The organism is Virgibacillus litoralis (genome assembly GCF_017873675.1).
Classification (GTDB): domain Bacteria; phylum Bacillota; class Bacilli; order Bacillales; family Amphibacillaceae; genus Lentibacillus; species Lentibacillus litoralis.
The window spans coordinates 35,843-53,820 of sequence record NZ_JAGGKK010000022.1; the positions used below are offsets into that span (position 1 = coordinate 35,843).

Sequence of the window (17,978 nt, forward strand, 5' to 3'; positions counted from 1 at the left end):
ATTTTTGCACTTAAGCAGGTGGGGAAAAATGAAAGGGATTAATGAATATTTACGTTCAAAAGAAGATGTTGAATCAATCATTAACGGAATTTCCGGAGGGATGAAGGAACAGCTTGTTGCAGGGCTGTCAGGTTCTGCAAGAAGTTTACTTGTATCTATTATTAATGAATCATTACATAAACCAGTCTTACTTATCACACATCAACTTGTACAAGCGCAGCAGTTGTATGATGACTTGGCAGAGTTTATGGGTGATGAACAAATACATTTGTATCCTGTCAATGAATTAATTGCATCAGAGATTGCTGTTGCCAGTCCTGAATTAAGAAGCCAGCGAATAGATGCGTTGACTGAGTGGTCACAGAAAAAGTCAGGTATCTTAATTGCCCCGGTTGCTGCCTTAAAACGTATTTTGCCGCCAGCAAGTTATTGGCGTGATTATCAGTTACGTTTTACCTTTGGCGAGGATATTGATGTTGATAAATATCTATCATCTTTGGTAGATATGGGATATGAACGGACAACAATGGTCACAGCTCCTGGAGAATTCAGTCGCCGAGGCGGTATTATAGATATATATCCTGTAACGGAATTGAACCCAGTCCGTATTGAGTTATTTGACGAAGAAGTAGACTCCATACGTTTTTTTGATGTGGACTCACAGCGGTCCTTGGAAAAAAAGAAGGAAATAACAATTGGCCCCGCTACTGAACTTCTGTTAAGTGAACAAGATATGGTAACGGGGGCACAACGTGTAGAAAAGGCACTATCGGAATCGCTGAAGAAATTAAAAAAACCGGAAGCGAAAGAAACCCTGATTGAAGTAATGGAACACGATATTGAACGATTAAAGAATCTTGAACGATTTCAGGAAATGTATAAATATATTGGCTTTCTGTATAACAATCCTGCTAGTTTGTTAGATTATTTACCTGCAGACGGTATGGTAATTATGGATGAAATGAGCAGAATCCAAGAAACTGCAACACAATTGGATTCAGAGGAAGCAGAATGGTACAGCAACCTATTAGAGACGAACAAAATGGTGCGAGGTAGTAGGTTTTCCTTTGACTGGCATACGGTATGGGAAAACATGACGCAACAGCGTCTTTATATGTCGGTTTTTTTGCGGCATATACCGAATACACAACCACAGAATATTATAAATTTGTCCTCTCGAGCTATGCAGGAGTTTCATGGGCAAATGAATTTGTTTCAAAATGAATTAAAACGTTGGGAAAAAGGTGACTTTTCTGTTGTTGTTTTGGCGCCAAACGAAAAACGAGCTGAAAAAATTCATTCTATCTTTTTAGACTATGATATTGATTCAGTTGTTTCGAGTAAGCTGGAGCTTCCTGTTACTAAACCAACGATAGCAGTTGGCAATATCAGCAGTGGTATTGAAATGCCGATGCACAAATTGGTATTAATTACGGAAAACGAATTATTTAAAAAGAAAATGAAACGTACACGTAAAAAGCAAAAGATCTCTAACGCAGAACGTATTAAGGACTATCAGGAGTTAAAAGTTGGAGACTATGTTGTTCATGCTAACCATGGAATTGGAAAGTATTTAGGTATCGAAACCCTCGAGGTTAGTGACATGCATAAGGATTATATGCTTATTAAATACTCTGGTGATGATAAACTCTTCGTTCCGATTGATCAGATAGATTTAGTACAAAAATTCGTTGGGTCAGAAGGCAAAGAGCCTAGGCTCTATAAACTAGGTGGAAGTGAATGGACGAAGGTAAAACGTAAAGTACAATCGTCCGTGGAAGATATCGCTGATGACCTTATTAAGCTATATGCTGAGCGTGAAGCACGAAAAGGTTATTCATTCAGTGAAGATACAGAAATGCAACGAGAATTTGAAGCCTCCTTTGCATACCAGGAAACCGACGATCAGATAAGGTGTATTGAGGAAATCAAGCATGATATGGAAAGAGAACGTCCAATGGATCGGCTGCTTTGTGGTGATGTTGGTTATGGGAAAACGGAAGTAGCCATTCGTGCAGCCTTTAAAGCGGTGGCGGATGGAAAACAAGTGGCTATCTTAGTTCCAACGACAATATTGGCGCAGCAACATTTTGAAACCATTAGTGAGCGGTTCTTAGATCATGCCGTAAATATCGGTATATTAAGTAGATTTCGAACGAAAAAGCAACAGAAGGAAACAATGGATGGGCTTCGAAAAGGGTTGGTCGACATAGTAATCGGAACACACCGTTTACTATCAAAAGATGTTCAATTTCGTGAATTAGGACTGCTCGTCGTTGATGAAGAACAGCGCTTTGGTGTGAAACATAAAGAAAAGATTAAAGAGCTTAAAACAAATGTTGATGTACTTACACTAACAGCAACACCGATTCCAAGAACACTTCACATGTCGATGCTAGGAGTCCGTGATTTATCTGTAATTGAAACACCGCCAGAAAATCGTTTTCCGATCCAGACGTATGTAATGGAATATAATCCGATTTTCATTCGAGAGGCGATTGAACGGGAAATGTCACGTGGCGGACAAGTATTTTTCCTCTATAATCGTGTCGAAAATATTGATAGTGTAGCGCGTGACCTTGGTATGCTTGTTGATGATGCAAGAATAGCTGTTGCTCATGGCCAGATGAATGAGACAGAGTTGGAAAATGTTATATTTGCCTTTTTGGAAGGTGAGTATGATGTACTTGTTAGTACAACAATTATTGAGACAGGTGTTGATATTCCAAATGTTAATACATTAATTGTTAATGATGCTGATCGAATGGGATTAAGTCAGTTGTATCAGCTTAGAGGACGTGTAGGCAGGTCAAATCGCGTTGCTTATGCATATTTCACCTACCAGAAGGATAAGGTACTTACTGAAATTGCTGAAAAGCGTTTGCAAGCGATTAAAGAGTTTACGGAGCTTGGTTCTGGATTTAAAATCGCAATGCGTGATTTGTCAATACGTGGTGCTGGAAACTTATTAGGTTCACAACAACACGGCTTTATTGATTCAGTAGGATTTGATATGTATTCCCAAATGCTGAAAGATGCAATTGACGCACGAAAGTATGGAAAAGAACTCGATGATATTAAGGCATTTGAACCAGAATTAACACTTAATCTTGACGCTTATATTCCTGATACGTATATCAAGGATGAAAAACAAAAAATTGAAATGTATAAACAATTTCAAACAATCGATTCATCGGATGACATTGAAGATTTACGAGATGAATTAATCGATCGATTTGGAGATTATCCAGAAGAAGTGGAGCATTTATTCGTAGTATCATCGTTAAAAAGGTTAGCGAAGCAACAACGAGTCGAAACGATTAGTGAAAAGAATAAAAAAATCGAATTGCTTGTAGATGGAGACCGCAGTCAGCAGATTGATGGGTCGAAATTATTCGAGCTTGCCAATAATTTCGGTCGCGACGTCCAGCTTGGGACGGAAGGAAGCAAATTAAAAGTGATATTCAAATGGACACGTGATACTCATCACCAACGTTATGAAATAGTCGAAAACTTTATCACACAATTATCTGAGGTCAATAGGGAAGATTAGAAAATCCCACTGTATGATGTATAGTTCTTAGAAGATGATTTATACTATAGGCACAACTGGTGTTTTTTTCACATTGAGGTAAACATTGAAATTACTTACACCAGAGACAATCATCATAGGAAAGTGAGGCTTCATAATGAAGGCAACAGGAATTGTACGTCGAATTGATGATTTAGGCAGAGTAGTTATCCCAAAAGAAATCAGACGAACATTACGTATTCGAGAGGGAGATCCATTAGAAATATTTGTTGATCGTGAAGGTGAAGTAATTTTAAAGAAATATTCACCTATTAATGAACTGGGGAGTTTTGCAAAGGAATACGCAGAAGCATTATTTGACTCATTGCACTATCCTGTCTTAATTTGTGACCGCGATGAGGTTATAGCTGTAGCTGGTGAATCAAAAAAAGATTATTTAAATAAAAGTATAGGGAAACAACTCGAAAAGACGATGGAAGATCGTTCACTCGTATTTGAAACAGAACAAGCTACACTAGAAATCACCCAGGGAAAAGATGAAGAAATTGATTCGTATTGTATTAGCCCTATTATTGCAAATGGTGACCCGATTGGCTGTGTCATGATGTTTTCAAGAGATGGTAAAAAACTTAGTAACGTCGAACAAAAAAGTACTGAAACGGCTTCAAGCTTTTTGGCCAAGCAAATGGAATAGTAGTTAAGAACAAAAGCCAGTTAACAAATTTACTGGTTTTTGTTCTTTTTTTTACTTGTCCAAATTTTATAAACTGCTTCACAGAGTAAGGGCAGCCGATTCATAGTATTCTCTGTGGCTCTCTAACCACGCAGTTGATATAAAATGCGAACTAATGGTTGGGTGCAGTAACACCGCTACGGAAATACACTTCGCGCACCAAGGGCGGCTGATGAGCCTCCTTGCTCCTACGTCGCTGCGTAGTCTCATCTAGGCCTCAGCTCCCACAGGAGTCTACGTGTATTTCCTCCGCTGGGTATTGCTCACTAAAACTTTAAAAAACAAGATCTTATACCACTTAACTAGCAGTTGGAACATACGAGACTCCTGTGGGACAGCGATCCTAAGAGACCCCACAGGGAGCGTTCTTTGCGAGCGAGGCAGACTAAGTACGCCACGTCCTGTGGCAATGTCTGCACTAGCACGTCCTATGCGTCGAAGGCTCGTGGTGAGCCCACGGAAAGCGAGTATATTCCAGCTGCGTCGTTAGGAAGCCTCACAAAATGCTTTCAATAGGACTCCCCTAGTTGGTTCGCAGTTTATATCAACTACTTGTTAAGATCATTGCTTGGAGAAAGCAACAACCCTATAGAAAATAGCCTTTACTTAGTAGGTCTTCTACACCTACTATCGTTTGTGAATGAACAAAAGTGGCATTGTTATAGAAAAAATATTTTCTTACAAGTGCCACTTTTCATACGCAGAATTCGATTGTACTAGTAAGAATGGTAGAATAGCTGGTATGCTATAATGGTTAAAAAATGGTTAGGAAACTTGGCTTATCGCCAAGCCTTAATATAGATAAGCCTTAGTTGTACTTATGCAGTAAGATAAAAGATTTATACTTTCTTAACTGCCATAGAAAGGCGTTTTTCATGGACGGGAATGAGACCAACAAATTAGTAAAAGGTGCATTGCTTCTTACATTGGCAGGATTAATTAGTAAGGTGCTGAGTGCCGGCTACCGGATTCCACTGCAGAACTTGACAGGGGATATGGGTTTTTATATTTATCAGCAAGTATATCCGTTTCTTGGTATTGCATTGATTTTGTCATTATACGGATTTCCTTCAGCTATATCGAAAATTACTGTGGATCTAAAAGCACAAGGGATGAGGCCATCGTTTACCCGTTTTTATGTACCCATATTTTTGCTTTTATTTTCCATTAGCTGTGGTATATTTTTATTCTTATTTTTTAATGCCCAGGAAATTGCTGTGTGGGTGGGCGATGCGAACTTAAAAGATACATACGAATTAGCTGCTTTTACGTTTTTGCTTGTTCCTTTTTCAGCTCTGTTACGAGGCGTGTTCCAAGGAATGAAGCAAATGAAGCCCACTGCTCTTTCACAAGTAGGGGAACAATTCATTCGTGTACTCCTGATTATTCTGGCTGCAGTATTTATTTATGCTAATTCAAGTAATGTATACAGCATTGGACAAGCTGCAGCAATTGCTTCATTGTTTGGAGCATTGGCTGCAATTCTCATACTTGGTTTCTTTTTTATAAGAATGAAGCCTACAGTGAAGCAGCATTTTGATATTCCATGGAATTACTATATCAGTACATTATTAATCTTTGGCATGATAGCTGCATTAAATCACATGCTATTAATTATTATTCAGTTTGCCGACACGTTCACACTAGTACCTGGACTTATGGAATATGGATTGTCAGATATAGATGCAATGGAGGCAAAAGGAGTGTTCGATCGAGGCCAGCCTTTAATACAGCTTGGAACTGTTTTAGGATCTTCATTCGCTCTGGCATTGATACCGACGATTTCCAGACGGAAGCTTGATCGTGACCCCAAAGCATTTCACGCATATATTGAAAGTGCTTTAGTCGTAAGTTTTTACTTAGCTGTTGGTGCGACAATTGGGTTAATTATTATTTTTCCAGAAGCGAATACACTGTTATTTCAGAACGAAAAGGGTACGGCGAGCTTACAGATTCTAGTTATTTCTATTTTCTTAAGTTCGATTGCAATTACTGCTGCATCCATTCTTCAAGGATTAGGGTATATTAAACGGACAGCGGGATTTATACTTGTTGCCTTTTTCATAAAATGGATTACAAATCAGGCTCTGGTACCATTGTTTGGAATAATGGGCAGTGCAATTGCTACGGTGTTCAGTCTGACAATACTTGCTATGCTCATGCTGTTCGCATTGAAAAGAAAGCTCCCAAAACTGAAGGTTGAAAAGCATATAAATTGGCGTGCATTTATCATAGCTGCAACAGGAATGATTTTCTATATACTTTTAATAGATTACCTCTTACCTGAAAATTCATCACGTCTTGGTTTGTTGTTGTATGTATTATTTGTCGTAATAACTGGAGCGCTTCTTTACATTATTTTGTTAGTAAGGTTCAAAGCATTTACTAATCAAGAAATATCGATGCTCCCATTAGCACCGATTTTGACCAGAATCCATAGAGGGAGGGAACAATAGTGGGAAACCAAATTGAAATTATCGGCCTTGGGTCAGGTGATCTTGACCAGATGCCGCTCGGGATTTATAAAAAATTATCAAATACAAGCACTACTATTTTTGCGCGAACTATCAATCACCCTGTAATAAATGCCTTGCGGGATGATGGAGTAAAATTTACATCGTTTGATAAAATCTATCAAACAACGGAACAATTCGATGAAGTATATCGTCGTATTGTGGATTCATTAATTGAGGAGTCCCATCAATCACCCGTTATATACGCAGTGCCTGGCCATCCTATGCTTGCTGAAAAAACTGTTCAACTGTTGCTGGATCAAGATGAAGTGCCGGTGGAAGTCATTGGTGGACAAAGCTATCTGGATGATTTGTTTACATCACTACGTATTGACCCAATCGATGGGTTTCAGTTTGTTGATGGAACAGGGTTTAACCGCAGCCAGTTAAATTACCGGCAGCATATCATTTTTTGCCAGGTCTATGACCAGTTTATTGCATCAAATGTAAAACTTGAATTGCTTGAGGATTTGCCTGCAAGTTACCAAGTAAAGATTGTCGAAGCAGCTGGCAGTAATCAGGAGAAGATTACAACAATTCCTTTGGAGGAACTAGATCATTCATTGGAGGTAAATAATTTAACTTCTGTTTATATCCCTCCTGCTCCTGCATCTATGCTCAACCATACTTTTTCAAGATTAAAGGAAGTAATTGCTATATTGCGTGGGCCAAATGGATGCCCGTGGGATAAAAAACAAACACATGAAACATTACGAGAGTATGCAATTGAAGAAGTATACGAAGTTATTGAAGCAATTGATAGTCAGGATGATGAAGGAATTGTTGAAGAATTAGGTGATCTTCTTTTGCAAGTAATGCTTCATAGTCAGATCGGTGAGGATGACGGATACTTCACAGTTGATGACGTTATTCGCTCGATTACGGATAAAATGATTCATCGGCATCCACATATCTTTGCTGACAAGACTGTCGAATCTATCGATGATGTATATAAGACGTGGGATACGCTAAAACAGGAAGAAAAAGGAGACTATCGCAAATCAGTGCTGGATGGTATTCCCGCTGGGTTACCAGCTTTAGCAAAAGCATTCAAACTTCAGAAAAAAGCAGCTAAAACAGGGTTTGATTGGGATAATATAGATGATATTTGGAAGAAGCTGCAGGAAGAGCTGGATGAGGTTGGAGAAGCCATTGGAAGCCAAGACAAATCAGAAATTGAAAAAGAACTAGGCGATGTTCTATTTGTACTTGCAAACATATCAAGGTATTATAAAGTAAATCCGGAAATTGCTTTAAACCAAACGAACCAGAAGTTTCATTCACGATTCTCCTATATTGAGGAACAATTGGAGAGCCAGGGGAAAGATCTTTATGAAACAACCTTGGAAGAAATGGACTACTACTGGAACCAAGCAAAAAGAAGAGAGTGATAGAATTGCGTTTAGACAAATTTTTAAAGGTTACAAGACTAATTAAACGTCGTACAATGGCAAAAGAAGTAGCTGATCAAGGGCGAATCACCATTAACGGAAACAAAGCTAAGGCATCATCAACTGTATCTGTTGGCGATGAGCTGGTCATCAAGTTCGGACAAAAAATGGTAACGCTTGAAGTGAACGCCTTAAAAGATGCTGTTAAAAAAGACGAGGCTGAAATGCTCTATAAAGTAATCAAGGAAGAGAAAGTTAATTAGTATAGTTCTACACTTGTCCTTCTAATCATACAGTAATAATGATAAGGAGGGCGATATGTATGAATTACTATGAAAAAGATAGTGTTACACGTGTCCAGCAGGAACATATTGTGAAAATTAATAATCGAAAAGAATTGGAAATAACCGGTGTTAAAGAAGTTGATAGTTTTGATAATGAAGAGTTTTTATTAGAAACTGTTTTGGGTTACTTGATTGTTCGAGGTCAAAATTTACAATTGAAAAATCTGGATGTTGGGGAAGGTTTAGTATCTATCAAAGGTAAAATATATGAGCTTTCCTATGTGGATGAACATCAGCAGGAGAAGGCTAAAGGATTCTTTAGCAAGCTATTCAAATGACACTTAGCGTTCAATTCCTGACCATGCTTACTATGGTTTTAGGTGGCTTCTATTTGGGTATAATAAACGATACCTATCGCAGGTTTTCAATCCACTGGAAGCAAAATAAAATTCTTTCTTATTTTATGGAAATTAGCTTCTGGCTGACACAGACTATGTTACTGTACTACCTGTTATTCCGAGTAAATAGCGGAGAGCTGCGTTTTTATGTATTTATTGCCTGTTTACTCGGTTTTTCTGTCTATCAGGTGACAACTGCAAGCGCGTATAAGCAATTGCTGGAACATATAATTCGAATCGGGCAGAAGATTTATCAGTTTATTAAAAATTTGGTACAAGTACTCCTTATTACGCCAATAAAGTTTATTGTTCACTTGCTGATAGTGTCTCTTTTGTTCATCTTAAATGTACTATTCACCATTATTCGATATACGTTTAGATTCATTTATGTTCCATTATCTTGGGTATTTCAGACTCTTTTTCGTTTGCTGCCAAAAAATATCCAAAATTATTTACACAAAATTGCAGGGTTTTATAGTACAATGGAGAATATATTTAAGAAATGGATAAAATGGATGAAAAATATTTTGTTTAAGAGGAGGTAGTTGCCAATGCCTACAAAGAAGAAAACAGTAACTAGATTGGATTCGAATTATGTTGAACAGTACGATGCTTATATAGAAAGACAAAAGAGAAAGAAACAGCGTCTAGTTCGCCGTCTAGTATTATTTTCTGTTGTCGTATTAGTTGTGATTGGAAGTATGGCAACATACCACTTTAAACAAATTTCACTTCAAGAGGAAAAACAAGAACAATATAATCAAATGGAAGAGAAATTAACTACTATGGAAAAAGAGGAAGAAAACCTTCGTGAAGAGATTAAATTGTTAAATAATGAAGAGTATGTACTGGAGATAGCTCGGACGAACTATTTCCTATCAAAAGAAGGCGAATTAATTTTTAAAATTCCCGATGAGGAGCCCTCTTATTGACACACTTTTACAAGCTTAGCTATAATATATAAGAACTATATTTTTTAAACTTTTAAGGAGGAGCATTTTTTTTATGTCAATCGAAGTAGGCAGCAAGCTGCAGGGAAAGGTAACTGGTATTACTAATTTTGGGGCTTTTGTTGAACTTGGTGAAGGTAAAACAGGCCTAGTCCACATTAGTGAGGTTGCCGACAACTATGTTAAAGACATTAATGAACACCTAACTGTTGGTGATGAGGTAACGGTGAAGGTTATTAATGTTGAAAAGGATGGTAAGATTGGCTTATCCATTAAGAAGGCAAAGGATAAACCAGTACGCCCAAAAATTAATCGTGATCGCGGTGAAAATTTTGAATCTAAAATGAATAAATTTCTTAAGGATTCAGAAGACCGTTTAGCCTCTTTGAAAAAGCACACAGAATCCAAACGTGGAGGTCGAGGTGCTAAAAGAGGATAGCAACTGCTGTCTATGATAATGCTCTATGATATAAATTAACTGAACAGGAATCGCTTGTAGAAGCGATTCCTGTTTTTTGGCTCTAAATACTTACTGCATAAGTGCCGCTGAGGCTTATTTATATTAAAGCTAGGAGGTGATAAGCTGTTGAGCGTTTAGTGGGCGGAACATGTGCACGACGATATTATTAATTGTGAACTTGAGCGGGAAAGTTGTGAACTTGAGCCAAATTTGTGACAGTTTGAGCCGATTCACGATTATTTGCAACGAACACTCTCGAAAAAAGCCTAACAAAAAAAGACCTGCAGAAGTATTTTAAAACACTTCTGCAGGTCTTTTTTATTAAGGATAGCGGCGGAGGGGATCGAACCCACGACCTCACGGGTATGAACCGTACGCTCTCGCCAGCTGAGCTACGCCGCCAAAAATAGTCACAAGTGATATAATACAACAGCCTGATATATGTGTCAATGAGTAATTTTGGAAAAAGGGAGGAGTTTGTCGTTTTTTTTACTAGATATTATTAAGTAAATATATGATGAGGTGATTTTATGGAGAAGCGACACTAATACTATAAAACCAACTGGAAACATATAGACAAGGGATCTTATATTTTATCTAAGATCTCACAGAGGGACAGGCAGACATAATCCCTAATGGCTTTAACAACAATATTCGCTGGAATCTTGGACATGTCTTTTTGGCAGATAAGAACTTTCTTACTGCATAAGTGCAACTAAGGCAATTCGCCCAAAGGCTAGGCGAATGCCAAGTTTACTAATCTTTAGACAATAGTAAACAGAATACGGAAGGTTATGTAGAATACCGCTTGTCCATATAGAATACAGTCGAACGATTTTTTAGACTTGCTCTCTTATTTTGACAAAAAAACAATGCATATTGTGATTTAATGTTTGAAAGAGGGAGTGGTATTCTATGATGGATTCAATTCCAAGGTTGGAATCCGAAGCAATCGGCGTTAACAAAAACCTGTTGCAAAGATTTCGTAAGTGGATGTCATCGCAGGCAACATCTTTATTATTCGAAAAAGGATGGCTGTTCTATATAGTTGGTTTTTTATTGGGACGAGCTATCATACTATCCGTTGTCTCACCATTTGCTGTTGCGTTTTTGGCAACCATTTGGTTTATACATAAGGACAAGGCACCGAAAGTTATGCTTGCAGTCCTGGCTGGATCATTAAGCTTTTCACTTGTTCATGGTGTTTTTATTACGTTAGCAATGATTGTTTTTATTTTTTTGGCTGCATTATTTAAACATGCTAAAAAACAGCAAGTGTACATTCCGCTATTTGTGTTCTTATCCACTTTAGGACCAAGGCTATTTGTGTATTCTGCTACAGGTCAGCTTTCATCGTATGAATGGATGCTTATAGTTGTTGAAGGAGTGCTTGGAGCTGTCCTTGTACTAATCTTTATGCAAAGTATTCCATTATTATCACCAAATAGATATAAACCTTCGTTAAAGAATGAAGAAATTGTTTGCATGATTATCTTGCTTGCATCGATATTGACAGGAACAATAGGCTGGGAATTTTATGACGCATCCGTTGAGCAAATATTGTCCCGTTACTTTGTATTGATACTTGCATTTGTTGGTGGTGCTGCAATTGGATCAACAGTAGGGGTTGTAGCAGGGCTTATCCTGTCATTGGCAAATGTTGCAAATCTCTATCAAATGAGCTTGCTTGCCTTTTCAGGGTTGTTAGGGGGATTGTTGAAAGAAGGAAATAAAATTGGGGTTAGCCTAGGACTTTTGGTAGGGACATTTTTGGTAGGTATTTATGTAGATGTGGGAACAATCGTACCTTCCCTTATTGAGACATCAGTTGCTATTTTATTCTTTATATTGACACCGGCAAGCTGGTTTAAAAAATTATCACGTTATATTCCTGGTACAGAAGAACATACCAACGAGCAAGAGCAATACTTACAAAAGGTCCGTAATGTTACCGCCAAACGAGTAGAGCAATTTTCCGACGTATTTGAAGCGCTTTCAAAAAGTTTCATATCATCTGAAGAATTTAAAGAAGAGGATATTCAGGACAGGCGCGAGACAGATTACTTTTTAAGTCAGGTTACCGAGAAAACGTGCCAGACCTGCTTTATGAAAGATCGTTGCTGGGAGCAGCAGTTTGATAAAACTTATTCCCTAATGGAAAATCTGAAGGATGATCTTGCAGAAGGTAATGAACCGAGTCATAAATCAATTCGTGAATTTGAAAACCATTGTGTCAAATCAAAAAGAGTCATTGACGTCATGAAAGAAGAGATTTCATCATTTGAAGCGAATAAAAAATTGAAAAAACAAGTATTTGAAAGCAAGCGTTTTGTTGCTGACCAATTACAAGGCGTATCGGAAGTTATGGAGGATTTTGCTAACGAGATTCTCAAGGAACGCCAGCACCATGAGAAACAGGAAATGCAAATCATCCATACACTCAAAAATATGGGTATTGATTTAGAGAAGCTGGATATTTATCAATTGGATAAAGGTAATATAGATATTGAAATGACTTTATCTTTTTATGATTATCATGGTGAAGGTGCAAAGATAATTGCACCTGTATTATCTGACATATTAAACGAAATGGTTATTGTTAAGCAGGAAGAGGTTTCACCATTTCCGAATGGCTATTGTTATCTGGCATTTGGATCTGCCAAAGAATACGTTATTGATACTGGCATTGCCAATGCTGCCAAAGGTGGAGGGCTTATTTCGGGGGATAGCTATACAACTATAGAACTTGGTGCCGGAAAATATGCAATGGCTATTAGCGATGGTATGGGGAATGGACAACGTGCAAGTGAAGAAAGTAAAGAAACGTTACGGCTTCTCCAGCAGATTTTACAAACTGGAATACCAGAAAAAGTTGCGATCAAATCAATCAACTCAATCCTTGCACTGCGAACTACCGATGAGATGTTTGCAACATTAGATTTGGCTGTTATTAATATGCATAATGCATTTGTTCGCTTTCTAAAAATAGGTTCTACTCCAAGTTTTATCAAACGTGGGGAAGAAATGATCAAGGTGGAGGCGAGTAATCTGCCAATGGGGATTATACAGGAATTTGATGTTGATATTGTTGGCGAGCAATTGAAATCAGAAGATATTTTAATTATGATGAGCGACGGTATATTTGATGGTCCAAAACATATTGAAAATACGGATGTTTGGCTTAAGCGGAAAATTCGTGAAATGAAGACGGATGATCCTCAGGAAATAGCAGATTTACTACTTGAGGAGGTTGTCCGAACAAGGTCGGGAGCAATTGAAGATGACATGACAGTAGTTGCTGCTAAAATCGTTAAAAACACACCACAATGGGCTTCGATACCGTCTTATACAGAAAAAGCACAGTAATGAGAGCTAGAAGGCTGATACTCTTATGGAGTATCAGTTTTCTTATGGCAGTTAAGATACTGCATAAGTGCTAGGCTTCGCAATGTGAAATACAAATACAAATCAGCAATATGAATCCTCGTTCCGCTAAAAGCACAAAATCAACGGAATATAAGGTTAAAAAGACAAATAACGGAACGAGGATCCGGCAGTACACCAGTTTATCTATTTTATTTTATGTATAGGAAATTATAAAATCTAAGCGCTACGAATAACTGGACTTCCGATTCAGCGACGTCCAGCTCCGACGTACAGGACGTACTAGTGCCGGTGACGCCACAGGACGTGGCGTTCTCACCGGCCAGCGCCTAGTGGACTTCCCTCCCCGTATCTACGATAAGAAATAAAGGATGTTCGACTAAAACCACCACATCCTGTGGCAACGTCGAACTACCCCACGTCCTGTGGGGTAGCTTACGCTCTTCGTGTATCCTTTATCTCACACGGGTCAGTCCAGTCCATACGGCGCTGAACAGGCGCTTGCGCTTTTGTTCTGTAGTAAACGTATATTTTAAAACGATTTTGGCGATGATGGTAGTGGATTAGCTGGGAGGTATGTTAAGTGAAAAAAGGAACGCTAAAACAGATTCTATTGATTACGGATGGTTGCTCTAACAAGGGTGAGGATCCAGCTGCAACGGCTGCACTGGCACATCAGCAAGGTATGACGGTTAATGTTATTGGTATTTTAGATGATGATCAGACTGAGCAGCCAGAAGGATTAGAGGAAGTGGAAGATATTGCGCTTTCTGGTGGCGGTGTAAGTCAACTTGTCTATAAACAGTCACTATCACAGACGGTACAAATGGTTACAAAACAAGCAATGACACAAACTTTACAAGGATTTGTTAATCAAGAATTAAAGCAAATTTTAGGTCCAAATCAGAATCTCGAGGATATCGAACCGGATAAACGCGGGGAGATTATGGAGGTTGTGGAGGATATGGGTGAAACGTGTGATTTGGAAGTTCTCGTGTTAGTTGATACGAGTGCAAGCATGCATGATAAGCTTCCAACAGTAAAAGAGGCACTAATTGACCTTTCGATAAGTTTAAATGCACGAATTGGAAGGAACAGATTCTGTATTTTCAGTTTTCCAGGCAAACGAAAAGATATTCAAAAAGTATTCGATTGGTCACCAAAACTTGACTCGATATCAACAGTATTTCCAAAGTTAAGCAGTGGGGGAATTACGCCTACGGGTCCTGCTATACGGGAAGCGATGTATCAGTTTGGAAAGAAAGGATTGCTAAGGAGCTTGAGGGATGAAGATGAACCAGGCATGGAAGAAGCATGGAATTGATATTAAGCCAGGAACAATTATTAGTGGAAAGTGGCATAAGCATCGTTATGTAATTAAAAAGAAGCTTGGTCAAGGTGCAGTTGGATCGGTTTATCTCTGTGATAGGAATGGTAAGCAAGTTGCATTGAAGATAAGTGATAAAAGCACATCAATGACAATGGAAGTAAACGTTTTGAAATCGCTGAAGAAGGTCCAAGGAAATCGTCTTGGGCCTTGTTTATTGGATGTGGATGATTGGGAGATTTCGCGAAATTCAAAGTATGCTTTTTATGTTATGGAATATTTACATGGAGAACCGTTGTCAAGCTTTATTAACCGTAATGGCGATGAATGGGTCGGCGTGTTTATGCTGCAATTACTAGACGATTTAGAGCGCCTGCATCAGGCAGGATGGGTATTTGGGGATTTTAAAACGGAGAATCTTATTGTCCTTTCATCGCCGCCAAAGGTTCGCTGGATTGATGTTGGCGGTACAACGCAAATCGGCAGAGCGATTAAGGAATATACTGAGTTTTATGACCGGGGTTACTGGGGGTTTGGTTCAAGACGTGCAGAACCAAGCTATGATTTATTTGCTTTTGTTATGGTATTTTTGAACATATACTATCCCACAAGATTTGATCGAGGCTCGCATCCAAAATCAACACTTTTGAAAAGGTTGGACGATGTAAAGCAGTTACGTATGTATCGGAATTGTCTTAAAGATGCACTACTTGGCAAATACAAGACAAGCGGACAGATGAAGGACGAAATAACAAAGACATTACAAACGATAAAATCCTCAAGAAAGTCTAGAAGAAGAACGGGTAAATCAGTATCCAAAGGTAACACTTTTGTTGAAACTGGTGGTATTTTTCTAGTTGCATTACTTTATTACCTTTCATCAATTTTATTACTTTAAGATGCGTAGTATTGCTCTTTGTTAGGATGCTTTTTTATGGTAGGATAAAGGGGTGTTAAATTAGTTTATTCATGGAGATGGGCAAGCAATGATTAGTAAAGTTAATGCATTTATTAAAAAAAATCAATTGCTTAAAAATAATTCGACCGTCCTGCTTGGTGTTTCTGGTGGCCCTGACTCGATGGCACTTCTGCACTATTTTCAGTCGATTCAGGAAAAATGGAATTTGAAGCTTATTGTGCTGTCTGTTGACCATCAGTTAAGAGGTGGTGAATCGAGAGGTGACCTTGATTTTGTTAAACATATTTGTGAAAAGTGGGGCGTACAATTTATTGGAACCTCTTTAGATGTTCCCTCGTATAAACAGGAGAATCAGGTTGGAACTCAAGTTGCCGCCCGGGAGGTACGATATGAATTCTTTGCGAAACAAATGATTGAGTTCAATGCAGATTATTTAGCACTGGGGCATCATGGTGATGATCAAGTTGAAACTATGCTGATGGGATTAGTCCGTTCAGCTACTACAAAGTCATTAGCAGGTATTCCGTTACAGCGGTCATTTGTGACAGGCGAGATTATTCGCCCTTTCTTGTGTGTTACGAAAGATGAAATTGAAGACTACTGTTACAACAATGGGATTGAACCACGTAGAGATCCATCGAACGAACAAACAACCTATACTAGAAATTATTTCAGAAAAGAGTTGCTCCCGATACTGAAGGAGAAAAACAGTAATATACATACAACAACACAGTACCTAAGTCAGTCACTTCAAGAGGATGAACAATTTCTGGCAGAGAAAGCAGCTAATTTGGTCAATGATCTTGTCGTATTTACCGATACGGATAAAGAGGCATCCTTTACTATTGACTCATTTAAAACAAGTCCACGTTCTTTACAAAGGCGAGCCTTTCATCTAATATTAAACTATCTATATAATGAATTGCCTAAAAGTTTATCTTATGTGCACGAAGAACAATTTTTTGCGTTGTTGGAAAGTGATAGTGGTAATGTCCAGATTGATTTTCCCGACAGCTTAAAGCTCAGGAAAAGATATCGAAAAGTAGTGTTTTGCTTCTCAAATGAACAATCCCATCCTGTTTCTTATCATAAAATTGTAGATATCCCAGGTGAAGTTAAGTTACCAAATGGCATAATGGTAACTGCGAATTTTACGGGTTGCCCCGATTGGGATAGTGACACAGAATACATATGTAATAAAGCCAGTGTCACATTGCCCTTACATATAAGGACACGTCAAAATGGTGATCGAATGAGCTGGAGAGGGTTAGAAGGAAGTAAAAAGGTTAAAGATATTTTTATTGATGCTAAAATCCCGTTGGATAAACGAGATACATGGCCAGTGTTAACCGATGATGATGGAGAAGTATTATGGCTGATCGGCTTAAAAAAAGGACAACCACCAAAACAAGCAAAAGAAGGCACATATATTCATTTAAATTACGAAGCAGGTAATGTGTAGGAGGGGCAACATGCATAACGATATTGAAAAAGTATTGATTACAGAAGAAGAAATTTCGGTAAAATGCGCTGAACTTGGTAAACAGCTTACTGAAGAATATGACGGTAAGTTTCCGTTAGCAATCGGCGTTTTAAAAGGTGCTATGCCATTTATGTCAGATATTCTGCGCCGTACAGAAACACACCTGGAAATGGATTTCATGGATGTATCAAGCTATGGCGGCAAAATGCGTTCATCCGGTGAGGTGAAAATCGAGAAAGATCTGAATACGAAGGTAGAGGGCCGGGATTTATTAATTATAGAGGATATTATCGATAGTGGTCTTACACTAAGTTATTTAGTCGATTTATTTAAATATCGTAAAGCTAAATCAATTAAAATAGTCACCTTACTTGATAAGCCTTCTGGTAGAACGGCACATATTAAAGCAGATATGATTGGATTTGAAGTACCAAATGAATTTGTAGTAGGCTATGGTTTGGATTATGAAGAGAAATATCGCAACTTACCGTATATTGGGGTGTTGAAACCGAGAATATATGGAGGAGAAGAATCATAAAAATAATGCCAGGCACAATAGGGATATATTCTTCACAAAAATGTAATAAATTCCGTATATGCTACA

The 17,978-nt window shown here is 38.2% G+C and carries 14 protein-coding genes, 1 tRNA gene and 1 pseudogene; 15 read left to right on the forward strand and 1 reads right to left on the reverse strand.

Features of this window, described 5'->3' with window-relative positions; translation table 11 throughout:
* Positions 1-28: 28 nt before the first annotated feature.
* The 9 genes from mfd (at position 29) to J2Z82_RS16675 (ending at position 10,240) form a co-directional block, all read left to right on the forward strand.
* Positions 29-3,553 carry a transcription-repair coupling factor gene (gene mfd, locus J2Z82_RS16635; RefSeq protein WP_209481938.1) on the forward strand — a complete coding sequence of 1,175 codons (3,525 nt, stop codon included), beginning with the start codon at positions 29-31 and terminating at the stop codon, positions 3,551-3,553.
* A gap of 136 nt (positions 3,554-3,689) precedes the next feature.
* The gene (spoVT, locus tag J2Z82_RS16640) at positions 3,690-4,226 is read left to right on the forward strand and encodes a stage V sporulation protein T (protein ID WP_209481939.1); all 537 of its coding nucleotides are present in this window, start codon (positions 3,690-3,692) and stop codon (positions 4,224-4,226) included.
* 914 nt (positions 4,227-5,140) lie between these two features.
* Complete coding sequence (locus tag J2Z82_RS16645; protein WP_209481940.1) at positions 5,141-6,721, forward strand: putative polysaccharide biosynthesis protein; 1,581 nt, start codon at positions 5,141-5,143, stop codon at positions 6,719-6,721.
* Positions 6,721-8,169, forward strand: coding sequence for a bifunctional methyltransferase/pyrophosphohydrolase YabN (gene yabN / locus J2Z82_RS16650; protein ID WP_209481941.1), 1,449 nt, complete (start codon positions 6,721-6,723; stop codon positions 8,167-8,169). Before J2Z82_RS16645 ends, yabN begins: the two co-directional genes overlap by 1 nt.
* A 5-nt stretch (positions 8,170-8,174) precedes the next feature.
* On the forward strand, positions 8,175-8,432 hold the full coding sequence (locus J2Z82_RS16655) for an RNA-binding S4 domain-containing protein (protein ID WP_209481942.1): 258 nt from the start codon (positions 8,175-8,177) through the stop codon (positions 8,430-8,432).
* A gap of 59 nt (positions 8,433-8,491) precedes the next feature.
* The gene (gene yabP, locus J2Z82_RS16660) at positions 8,492-8,791 is read left to right on the forward strand and encodes a sporulation protein YabP (protein WP_209481943.1); all 300 of its coding nucleotides are present in this window, start codon (positions 8,492-8,494) and stop codon (positions 8,789-8,791) included.
* On the forward strand, positions 8,788-9,396 hold the full coding sequence (gene yabQ / locus J2Z82_RS16665) for a spore cortex biosynthesis protein YabQ (protein ID WP_209481944.1): 609 nt from the start codon (positions 8,788-8,790) through the stop codon (positions 9,394-9,396). Before yabP ends, yabQ begins: the two co-directional genes overlap by 4 nt.
* Positions 9,397-9,402: 6 nt before the next feature.
* Positions 9,403-9,783, forward strand: a complete 381-nt coding sequence (locus J2Z82_RS16670; RefSeq protein ID WP_209481945.1) for an FtsB family cell division protein — start codon at positions 9,403-9,405, stop codon at positions 9,781-9,783.
* A gap of 73 nt (positions 9,784-9,856) precedes the next feature.
* A complete protein-coding gene (locus J2Z82_RS16675) occupies positions 9,857-10,240 on the forward strand; it encodes a S1 domain-containing RNA-binding protein (RefSeq protein WP_209481946.1) in 384 nt (127 codons plus the stop codon).
* A 349-nt stretch (positions 10,241-10,589) separates the two neighbouring features.
* On the opposite strand, the gene J2Z82_RS16680 is transcribed toward J2Z82_RS16675, so the two are convergent.
* A tRNA-Met gene (locus J2Z82_RS16680) sits at positions 10,590-10,663 on the reverse strand.
* Between the two features lie 211 nt (positions 10,664-10,874).
* Between J2Z82_RS16680 and J2Z82_RS19715 the strand changes: the two are divergent.
* From J2Z82_RS19715 to hpt, 6 genes and pseudogenes are all read left to right on the forward strand, one after another.
* A pseudogene (locus J2Z82_RS19715) lies at positions 10,875-10,970 on the forward strand (DinB family protein); the annotation flags it as partial.
* A 206-nt stretch (positions 10,971-11,176) separates the two neighbouring features.
* Positions 11,177-13,627 carry a stage II sporulation protein E gene (gene spoIIE / locus J2Z82_RS16685; RefSeq protein WP_209481947.1) on the forward strand — a complete coding sequence of 817 codons (2,451 nt, stop codon included), beginning with the start codon at positions 11,177-11,179 and terminating at the stop codon, positions 13,625-13,627.
* A 601-nt stretch (positions 13,628-14,228) separates the two neighbouring features.
* A complete protein-coding gene (locus J2Z82_RS16690) occupies positions 14,229-14,969 on the forward strand; it encodes a VWA domain-containing protein (protein ID WP_209481948.1) in 741 nt (246 codons plus the stop codon).
* A complete protein-coding gene (locus J2Z82_RS16695) occupies positions 14,932-15,870 on the forward strand; it encodes a protein kinase domain-containing protein (protein WP_209481949.1) in 939 nt (312 codons plus the stop codon). The genes J2Z82_RS16690 and J2Z82_RS16695 overlap by 38 nt, the downstream gene beginning before the upstream one ends.
* Positions 15,871-15,958: 88 nt before the next feature.
* Complete coding sequence (gene tilS, locus J2Z82_RS16700) at positions 15,959-17,353, forward strand: tRNA lysidine(34) synthetase TilS (RefSeq protein WP_209481950.1); 1,395 nt, start codon at positions 15,959-15,961, stop codon at positions 17,351-17,353.
* Between the two features lie 10 nt (positions 17,354-17,363).
* A complete protein-coding gene (hpt, locus tag J2Z82_RS16705) occupies positions 17,364-17,912 on the forward strand; it encodes a hypoxanthine phosphoribosyltransferase (protein WP_209481951.1) in 549 nt (182 codons plus the stop codon).
* Positions 17,913-17,978: the final 66 nt, after the last annotated feature.

Excerpts from the sequence above, each read along its gene's own strand:
- spoIIE (WP_209481947.1), top strand. The coding sequence starts at position 11,177 with ATGATGGATTCAATTCCAAGGTTGGAATCCGAAGCAATCGGCGTTAAC.
- J2Z82_RS16645 (WP_209481940.1), top strand. The coding sequence starts at position 5,141 with ATGGACGGGAATGAGACCAACAAATTAGTAAAAGGTGCATTGCTTCTT.
- tilS (WP_209481950.1), top strand. The coding sequence starts at position 15,959 with ATGATTAGTAAAGTTAATGCATTTATTAAAAAAAATCAATTGCTTAAA.
- spoVT (WP_209481939.1), top strand. The coding sequence starts at position 3,690 with ATGAAGGCAACAGGAATTGTACGTCGAATTGATGATTTAGGCAGAGTA.
- J2Z82_RS16670 (WP_209481945.1), top strand. The coding sequence starts at position 9,403 with ATGCCTACAAAGAAGAAAACAGTAACTAGATTGGATTCGAATTATGTT.
- hpt (WP_209481951.1), top strand. The coding sequence starts at position 17,364 with ATGCATAACGATATTGAAAAAGTATTGATTACAGAAGAAGAAATTTCG.
- J2Z82_RS16675 (WP_209481946.1), top strand. The coding sequence starts at position 9,857 with ATGTCAATCGAAGTAGGCAGCAAGCTGCAGGGAAAGGTAACTGGTATT.
- yabP (WP_209481943.1), top strand. The coding sequence starts at position 8,492 with ATGAATTACTATGAAAAAGATAGTGTTACACGTGTCCAGCAGGAACAT.
- yabQ (WP_209481944.1), top strand. The coding sequence starts at position 8,788 with ATGACACTTAGCGTTCAATTCCTGACCATGCTTACTATGGTTTTAGGT.
- mfd (WP_209481938.1), top strand. The coding sequence starts at position 29 with ATGAAAGGGATTAATGAATATTTACGTTCAAAAGAAGATGTTGAATCA.
- J2Z82_RS16695 (WP_209481949.1), top strand. The coding sequence starts at position 14,932 with ATGAAGATGAACCAGGCATGGAAGAAGCATGGAATTGATATTAAGCCA.